The sequence below is a fragment of the Mesorhizobium sp. LMG 17147 genome (genome assembly GCF_024297145.1).
Lineage (GTDB): Bacteria > Pseudomonadota > Alphaproteobacteria > Rhizobiales > Rhizobiaceae > Mesorhizobium.
Genome location: NZ_JANCTC010000018.1, coordinates 83687 through 92159 on the forward strand (window position 1 = coordinate 83687; position 8473 = coordinate 92159).

An 8473-nucleotide genomic window follows, 5' to 3' on the forward strand; every position below is an offset into this window, starting at 1 on the left:
CTGTCGTCGTTTCGGTGCAGGCCGCCAGGGGGGCGTGTTGCAGCAGCTTGCAATTAGTTTCGCCACTACGGGGCGTGCGAGCACGGGGCTGCACAATGAGATCATATGCCGGCGTGGAGACCAAGGTGTGGCGCAGCCTTAGAGAACTCAACACCGAGACCGGAGCAACGGAGACTGCTCTTTCGTCGAGCCAGTTTAATTTAGAACATTCTTTCTATAGTTTACGTCAATTATCCTGTTCGATAGCTCTGTCGACTAGCGATGAGACTTTTCAACGCAGCGCGGACATCCGCTGGCCGGATGTGACTTGCTATCCCTTTCAAGATCAAACAGGAGAACCCATGAGCAGTCCAGTCCTTGTCAACCGGACCATTCTTGACTCCGACGTTGTACCGCTGACCAGCCGTGTCGGAGCTGAAATCAGAGGCGTTCGCCTTGGCGGAGACCTTTCGGACGCAGCGATAGCAGCCATCAACCAGCTTCTTCTAAAGCACAAGGTGATCTTCTTCCGCGGCCAGGAGCATCTCGACGATGCGGAGCAGGAATTGTTCGCGCGGCGTCTGGGTGACCTTGTACCTCATCCCACGCAGGGGCCGGCAGCCGGCACGGCCTCAATCCTCAATCTCGATTCCGGCCGTGGCGGTGGCAGGGCAGACCAGTGGCATACCGATGTGACTTTCGTCGATGCCTATCCGAAATTCTCGGTCCTACGTGGCGTCGTCATTCCGGCGGCGGGGGGCGACACGATCTGGTCCAACACGCACGCCGCGTACGAGAATCTGCCGGCGCCGCTCAAAATATTGGCGGACAATCTGTGGGCTATTCATAGCAATGCCTACGACTACGCAGCCGTGCGCCCGCGCGCCACAGCCGAAGAGAAGAGGCACTTCGAGGAAGTCTTCACATCGACGATCTACGAGACCGAGCATCCGGTCGTGCGCGTCCATCCGGAAACCGGGGAGAAGTCGCTGCTGCTCGGCAATTTCGTGCAGCGCCTCGTCGGCCTTTCCAAGAGCGATTCCGCCAAACTCTACGAGGTGTTCCAGTCCTACGTCACTGCCCCGGAAAATACCGTGCGGTGGCGCTGGCAAGTAAGCGACGTCGCTATCTGGGACAACCGTGCTACCCAGCATTATGCGGTCAACGATTATGGCGACCAGCACCGGGTTGTGCGTCGCGCTACGGTTGACGGTGACGTTCCGATCGGCGTCGACGGTCGCCGCAGTATAACCCGTGTCAAGGCAGCCAAGCCGGCGGCGAAGGCAGCCTGACCGTCTGAACAGGGTAAAAATGAAAACTTCGTATCGCCGCGGCCATATCGCGCTGCTTAACCGCCCCACAGAGCCTTATGATTTCCGAGAAGCAAGGCGAGTTGCGGGCTCGAGGCTTGGCCCGAAATCGAGGTCCTGCAGCGTGGCGCATGGCTCGAGTCGCTGCTCGTGGCCCCGCTGCAGCGGTACAGGTCCCCCACCGCCCCCACCATCTCGCCCGCCCTGCACCTCGGATAGCGATCATTCACCGTTTGTTCATTATGATAGCGCACGATCATAACTGGACATGCTGGTATCTCGTACATGCCTGAAGGCCCTGCGCGCCGACCCAGCGCCGGGGCCTTTTTACTTCCGCAAAATCGATTCCAGCAACACGAATGGCAGGACACGGCGCTGGTTTCGCCGCGCGAGAAGGTCGAGATCGCCTTCGTCGCCGACAATCCCGGCAATTGGATGTTCCACTGCCACGTTCTCGAACACCAGGCGGCCGGTCGCCTGACCAGTCCACAAGCCGAAGGAGAAGCAAAAATGTCCAATACCCTGATAGCTCTTGTCCTCGCCCGATCCTGTCAGGCGCCGCTCCGGCGTTCGCCGGCGAAAGGACGTCACGCTCTACAAGAACCCGCAATGCGGCTGCTGCGAAGGTTATGCCGGCTATTTGCAGGAAACGGCTTCGCTGTCACCGTCAAGGCCGACGCACGACCTTTTCGCCATGAGCCGCGAAGAGGGCATTCCGCCGGAAGCCGATGGCTGCCTTCTCTCGTTCATCGACGGCTATGTGGTGAGCGGCCATGTGCCGGTCGGCACGGTCAACAAGCTCTTGACCGAGCGGCCCGACATCAACGGGCATGACGCTGCCCGGCATGCCGATGGGCTCCCCCGGCATGAGTGGCACGAAGGAAGCGCCCTTCGAGATTCTCGAAATCCGGAAGTCTGACGGGACCGGCGGCGTCTACGCCACGGAATAGGAGGCTTCGATGATGGAATGCATGAGCGGCATGATGATGTTCGGCATGGGCCTGGTGTGGCTGCTTGTCGTCGTCGTGCTCGTCCTCGGGGCGGCCGCGCTGATCAAGTACCTGTTCTCCAGCGGCGGCAAAGGAGAAGGGCGTCGGTCCTCTTATCGATGCGTGGCCGCGGCAGGCCTCGGATTGGTCTGGACATTGCCTTGGCTCGCCAACCGGATGGCCGGTGGCGGCGCCCCGGCCGCGGCGATAGCGCTAGGCAAGACGGTTTTAGCCAGGCGAAGGTCAGCGCGATTGGAAAGCCCGCTGCCTTCGGGACGCATGCCGGCGCCGGGACCGGCCGCGGTCGTCGGCGGCGGCTACCAGAGCGACATGCCGGGCTTCGGGAATGTCCTCACCGACGAGGAGATCCGGGCCGTTCTGGCCTTCATCAAAAGCACATGGCCCGAGCGGGAACGCGCCTATCAGGCAGATGAGCCGCCGGGAGCGGGAGCAGACACAGTGAGACCAATCCTAGCCGCGGAGCCCTCGAACGCCCCCAACCGGAATGCATTGTCCATGAAAGCGAAACCGTCGCTTGCGATTCAATTTCTGGCGCTGATCCTCGCGACCTCCGCGCTGGCCCACCATCCGGGCGCCGATCTCGACAAGATGATGGACAGCGCGGAGAGGTTCTTCCAGGCGATCGACGAGCAGGCCGCGCCGCCTTTCGAACTGGCCGACGCGGACGGAAGGGCCGTCCGCCTTTCCGATTTCTCCGACAAGATCGTGGTGCTCTACTTCATGACGAGGTAACCTTGGAAGAAGAACGCGACGGCCACTGGCGGCAGGATGGCAAGCACGCTGGCCGCAAAAAGCGGCCCATACTCATAGAAGCGGGCCGGTTCTGTCGCAAATCGTGCTTTTGGCCACAACTGGACGCTTTCGCGCGCTTATGGACCAGCTCACAGTGTCCAACAACGCAAGCAGATGACAGGGCTCGACGTGCCCCGGGGTGGCGCCCTACTTCCACGCTCGCACTGTCACACTCCCGCCGAAAGGCGGGTTTAGTGAGTTATGGCAGTGACTGTGCCACCAGTCAAAACGTCGAGTTTCGCGGCAACTTCGACGCTTTCCTTAGCTGACTTGCCCAAAACCAGCGCGGCCAAAGCATACTGCTTGCCGCTCCCGATGGCATAATATTCACCTTTCACGGGATCACTTGGCAGCCAATTGCCGTCCAACAGTACGGCTTCCCCATTTTTGCGCACTATCAGCGCCTCAAAGTCAAAATTGTCGTTGTTGCGCGGCACAGGAATATCAGAAACATCCATGCCCTTCTCAACCCAGTCTCGAACGGCCTTTGGAATACCCAAGGACGAAGAGGAAACGCCGATGAGTGTGCCGTCGCATAAGCGAAACACCTTCGTTTTCTCACCGACGGATACTGAGTCAAAACCCAAGGCTCGGCCGTCGCCAGCCATGGTTCCGTTCCTGTAAGCTATTGTTGTCATTGGCACCCTTCCATCGCTACATCAAACTTCAGGACCTTGCGCATGTCCCCTGTGTCAAGGTCACTGACCGACGGCCTATTTGCCTGATACACGATACAGGCTGCGCTCCTTGAGTTCGCGCACGGGTGGCCGTCATCTTGCCGCCTTCGCGCAATGCCTTGAACAGGCCGAGTCTGTCCCCCAGCGGGAATGACAACCACCTCCATGTCGTTGAAAAGCAGGAAATCCGTCACTTTGCCTCGTCGGTAACGGGCGGAGCCGGAGCGGTCGTCACCGGGCAAGCGCGGTCGCAGCCCGTCAGACATCGATGGCTCCGGTTGTGGTGACGGGGAGGGCGATAAGCAAGTTCGGGCCAAGTGATTGTTCCGCGGCTGTATGTTTTGGTGAGGTGATCATGCGACTTCTTGTTGGTCGGTCACGTGTTTGCGGATAACCAGCATGCGCTGTGCCAAATGAGAAAACCATTTAAAGTCAATCCAGCAGATCTGACTGTATTTCGACATTGTCGGAAATTGGACATCGCCGAACGCGAGCGCTCGGGGCTTGTGATGATACTTGGGCGTGCTTCGGAGGAGGGATGCGCCTCGTACCGGCCGCGAAGCCTTCCTGCATTTAAGGCGCCAGATCAATTGAACGCGCATACCAGTCAGCCGGCCCGTCGTTTAGCCCAAATGGCGATCCATCTCAGCGCGCTCACGCCATCCACCTTTCTGCGCGACCCAAGCTAAACACGCTCGGCGATGATTAGGATACCGACTACATCTGGACCCGCCCGGCCCTGCTCGCCTGCGAGACTTGAGGCGTTCGTCGATCGGATAGAGGTTTCGATTCAGGAGACGTGCTTCGTGATGCGGCCATGATAGGCCGGTCCCTCACCGACTGCCGCACGCTCGGAAGAAGCCAAGGTAGGCGACAAGCCTCTGTGGATCGCTGAAGCGCCGAATGTTGCCGATTGCCGCGGCAACGTTCGCACCCACGGTGACGTCGGAGGCAACGTCATCAGGCGACGGATTGTCGGATCCTAGTGGGCATGCACCGCGATATCCGCCTCGACCACCGTCAACGCCTCGTTGATCTGATTGATCAAGCCGAGGTGGCACTCGATGGCGGCGCGCTCAAGGAGCAGCATGAGCTAACACCTACTCCTAGCGCCGCTCCTGGAGTCCTATTTCCGCCGGCGCCTGACGAAGCAGCGCAATGCGACTCCCGCGACCGTGGCCAGCTATCGCGATGCCTTGCGCATGCTGATCCTCTTTGCCGCCGCCCGATTGCGGAAGAAGCCGGGGGCGTTGGCGCTCGAAGAGCTGATCGAGATCTCGTTCTCGCTTTTCTCGACGAACTCGAGGAGAAGCGGAACAATTCCGTCACCACGCGCAACGCCCGCTTGGCCGCGATCCGATCTTTCTTCCGCCACGTCGCTGCCGCCGACCCAGCATCCTTCGGCGTCGCCCAACGCGTGCTGACGATTCCCATTAAACGGACGCACATTGACGTGACGTACCACCTCACCACGGCCGAAGTGGACACCCTCATCGCGGCGCCCGATCCAAAGACGCCCCGTGGTCGGCGCGACCGAGCCTTTCTGCTCTTCTTGGCACGAACCGGCGCCCGGGCCTCCGAAGCCACCGGCGTCAACGCAAACGACCTTCAGTTGGAGCGGCCGCACCCACAAGTGCTGCTGCGCGGCAAAGGGCGTAGAGACCGCGTCGTCCCCATTGCTAAGGACCCGGCTGCGGGCGCTGACATCCTTGTTGAGCGAGCGCGGGATCGCCCATCACGAGCCGCGACCGATATTCCTCGGCGCCCGCAACGAGCGCCGGGCCTACCAGACCGGCTTTGGCCGACAAGCCCATATCGCCGCACATCTTCCGGCACTCCCTCGCCATGAAGCTTCTCCAGTCCGGCGTGGACCTTTTGACGATCCAAGCCTGGCTCGGGCATGCACGGGTCGCCACGACCCACCGCTATGCCACAGCGGATGTAGAGATGATGCGCAATGGACTCGAGAAGGCGGGCGTCACCGGCGATCACGGCGTGCGTTTCCGACCAAATGACTCCGTTCTGCAACTGCTGAACTCCATCTGAATGTTTATGTGGCGGAGGCAAGCTGGGTTTGGCCGGTCCGAAGGGGTCAGGGCGGCTCCGCCACATAATCTCGCCCGACGCATAAATGCGGATCCCGGCCCAATGTCTCCTGAACCTGCAGAGCGAGACGCTGCATTCCGCGACGCATATCGGTCCGGCCCACCGCCAACCAGATCCGCACCTGGCTCGGGACCGGGATCATGAAACGCCCCGCGCCTTCACCATCGCCGCTGCCAGTGTTGGCGGCGTGGTCAGTGGAATCCGCAGCCGCACCTTGCCGGCGACCTCCAGCTCGATCACCACTGGCGGCGGGAGCGGCTGGGCGCGTTCGTCAAGAACGTCTTCAGTTGCCGGCTGCCCGGTCTCAGGTCGAAACAGCTTGTTGCGCCAGTATCGGCTGCTGGGGCGCGACGCTGTTCGCTGTGTCACAGGAAGAAAGGAAGGTCACCTTGGAGCTCAGGTAAGTCGCCCCTCGGGCTTTTTGCCTATGGCGGCAAAGGGCTCAAGCAAGCCCGAGCTTTTTCCTGAGCTCGGCGTTTTCTTTCCGGAGCCGGTCAGCGAGGAGCTTCTTCAGACGGGCGTTCTCTTCTTCAAGCTTCACAAGATCCTTGAGCTCATCGCTCTGTGTTGTCTGCCCAGCAGCCCTTTTCCAGTGATAGTACGTCTGTTCCGATATTCCAGCGTTCTGAACGGCTGCCTTGATACTCTCTCCCCGTCCGATCTGCTTCTCGATCTCGCCGAGCTTCTGGGCACGCTCGTTCTCAGAGTAATTTCTCCGCGCTGCCCGGACTGTAGGCGAAGCGATCGCTTTAGATGAAGACGCCTGAAGAGCCGAGCTGGCGGCTCTGGTTCGTATAGCACCTGCGCGCTGCGCGGTCCGCTTCCGCGTCTTCGGCGCCTTTATATCGGGTGTCTGTTCCTTCACGGGCACCTCGCCTGCTGCCTGGGTTGCCTCAGTTTCCTTAAGGTTGGACATCAGAAACTCCCTGCGATTTCAAACATCTATTCTAGCACGCAGCATCTAGAACTTATGGGCTTTGTCAACTGCGGCCACAAAACCGTGCTCGCCAATGTCGCCGTCCGACGCGTTAACATGATGCCAGTAACTGCGGCAATGCAATCGGTTCGCAATCCGCAACAAAGAGTATCGGCTGGATGTGCACGACGCCCCAGTCTCTGAAACAGCGTAGCCGCCCGGTAAGAGCCGCTTTCAGTCTGCCTTAGAAACAAGGTGGTCGGTCGCCACTCCCGCGCATACTATCCGTCTACTCTTGCTCCTCGCACGGCGCCAGGTCCTCGTCATCGATGCCGGGCAGCGTCGCAGCGGCTAAGCCAGCCACTCGCATTGCTCCCTGACAGGATGGTGCCGATCCTGCTGAGATCGCATGCTGGCGCGACGTTGCTTTGCAGCCACCGTCGCGCCTGCCCGTGAACTGTCCGCGCCTGTGGTCATGCTCGCCTTGACACCCTCGATGGGTCCATCCGGGATGGTCAACCATCCGGAACATAGCGGGCAGGCGGGCATCTTCACCAGCAGTCTCTGTGTCGCTCTCGTGGCGGCAAACAAGATCGAGGCTGGCGGGGTGATGATCAACGGTCCTCGAACCATCGATTTTGATCGCGGTGGCCGTTCAGTGTGTTCAAACACGAGGCGCCGTTAGACGGCACCGCAGCATCATAGCGAAGTGCCATGCAGGACGACTCCCTGCAGCATCGTCTCGCGCAGCCAAACACTTGCCGGATCACTGTTGTGAACGGCCGGGCGTTTGACGGCCTGTGACGCGAAAAGGCAACGGAAGATCTAGCATTTATGGGGGAAATGTTTTTCGGAGTGCTTGACCAGAAGGAAGGGCATGACTGCCTATTGCCCGACCCGGCAAGGCCGCACTCATGACCGGCTGGGCTCATCCTGCATGCCGCGCCCGTGAGGTTACTTGTCGGAAGTGCGTCGAGCACAACGACGAGATGTAGTTCACGATCTTTGAAACGCGTGGTCAACTATCCAAAGTGTGGATGCCTTTCATCGAAACAAACGATTTCATCAATGTTGTGGAATCCTGCATGGGCAGAAGCACCTGACGCACACCGATGCCCCACTGCCTCATGGCGTGGCGAGCGTCTTAAGAACTGCCCGAAAGGAGAACTTTCATGCGCTCTACCGGGCAGTGGAGTGCTGGGAAAGGGAGTTGCAACTGACCGGCCATGTCAAACTGTCCGACTTCTTCCGAGCCTATGGACAGACTGGGAACCTTCCACGCAAAGTCATTCGAAAGCGGCCGCAGTTGGGCCGGCGCGAGACCGGAAGCCCGCGCAATCGGCTACGACGCGCACGGTGTAGCGGCTCACATCGTCATACTGCACCTACGCCACACACCGGCCGGACCTGATCCGGCTTTATGAGCATTGGGCTTTGTCAGTCGCACAAGCGTGGTGGCTATTTTCGCGAGGCGGCGCGCCTCAGGAACGGAGCCGCGTCCAGGTCGAAACGCTGGAAAGAAAGATAGGAAACAGAATGGCCGATCAATTCGCAATGGACGTCATTGCCCTGATCAAGAAACGCGCCGAGTCGGAGAGCGGTGAGGGAATGCCTGCGTCATTCGTCGGCGAGATAACAATCGCCACGGAACTGGACGCGCTCGGGTTCGATTCGCTGGGTTTG

The 8473-nt window shown here is 60.1% G+C and carries 8 protein-coding genes and 2 pseudogenes; 7 read left to right on the plus strand and 3 right to left on the minus strand.

Annotation, left to right across the window (positions count from 1 at the left end):
* Positions 1–341: 341 nt before the first annotated feature.
* From NMG46_RS24405 to NMG46_RS30025, 4 genes and pseudogenes are all read left to right on the plus strand, one after another.
* Entirely contained in the window at positions 342–1271 is a 930-nt protein-coding gene (locus NMG46_RS24405) for a TauD/TfdA family dioxygenase (protein WP_029356654.1), read from the plus strand.
* Between the two features lie 375 nt (positions 1272–1646).
* A pseudogene (locus NMG46_RS24410) lies at positions 1647–1769 on the plus strand (multicopper oxidase domain-containing protein); the annotation flags it as partial.
* A gap of 52 nt (positions 1770–1821) precedes the next feature.
* Positions 1822–2208, plus strand: a complete 387-nt coding sequence (locus tag NMG46_RS24415; RefSeq protein WP_240992590.1) for a DUF411 domain-containing protein — start codon at positions 1822–1824, stop codon at positions 2206–2208.
* A 40-nt stretch (positions 2209–2248) separates the two neighbouring features.
* Positions 2249–3031, plus strand: a complete 783-nt coding sequence (locus NMG46_RS30025; RefSeq protein WP_245457195.1) for a redoxin domain-containing protein — start codon at positions 2249–2251, stop codon at positions 3029–3031.
* 251 nt (positions 3032–3282) lie between these two features.
* Here the strand turns inward: NMG46_RS30025 and NMG46_RS24430 are convergent, their stop codons facing one another.
* The gene (locus tag NMG46_RS24430) at positions 3283–3699 is read right to left on the minus strand and encodes a hypothetical protein (RefSeq protein ID WP_126038008.1); all 417 of its coding nucleotides are present in this window, start codon (positions 3697–3699) and stop codon (positions 3283–3285) included.
* Between the two features lie 1549 nt (positions 3700–5248).
* Between NMG46_RS24430 and NMG46_RS24435 the strand changes: the two genes are divergently transcribed.
* Together NMG46_RS24435 and NMG46_RS24440 are read left to right on the plus strand one after the other, a co-directional pair.
* Complete coding sequence (locus NMG46_RS24435) at positions 5249–5617, plus strand: tyrosine-type recombinase/integrase (protein ID WP_254820039.1); 369 nt, start codon at positions 5249–5251, stop codon at positions 5615–5617.
* Positions 5566–5814 carry a tyrosine-type recombinase/integrase gene (locus tag NMG46_RS24440; RefSeq protein WP_236372574.1) on the plus strand — a complete coding sequence of 83 codons (249 nt, stop codon included), beginning with the start codon at positions 5566–5568 and terminating at the stop codon, positions 5812–5814. Before NMG46_RS24435 ends, NMG46_RS24440 begins: the two co-directional genes overlap by 52 nt.
* A 46-nt stretch (positions 5815–5860) precedes the next feature.
* Here the strand turns inward: NMG46_RS24440 and tnpB are convergent, their stop codons facing one another.
* Together tnpB and NMG46_RS24445 are read right to left on the minus strand one after the other, a co-directional pair.
* A complete protein-coding gene (gene tnpB / locus NMG46_RS29775) occupies positions 5861–6016 on the minus strand; it encodes an IS66 family insertion sequence element accessory protein TnpB (RefSeq protein WP_084831567.1) in 156 nt (51 codons plus the stop codon).
* A gap of 300 nt (positions 6017–6316) precedes the next feature.
* Positions 6317–6790 carry a transposase gene (locus tag NMG46_RS24445; RefSeq protein ID WP_029356640.1) on the minus strand — a complete coding sequence of 158 codons (474 nt, stop codon included), beginning with the start codon at positions 6788–6790 and terminating at the stop codon, positions 6317–6319.
* Between the two features lie 1172 nt (positions 6791–7962).
* Here NMG46_RS24445 and NMG46_RS24450 point away from each other — a divergent pair.
* Positions 7963–8172 (plus strand): annotated as a pseudogene (locus NMG46_RS24450) (acyltransferase); the annotation flags it as partial.
* Between the last annotated feature and the right edge of the window lie 301 nt (positions 8173–8473).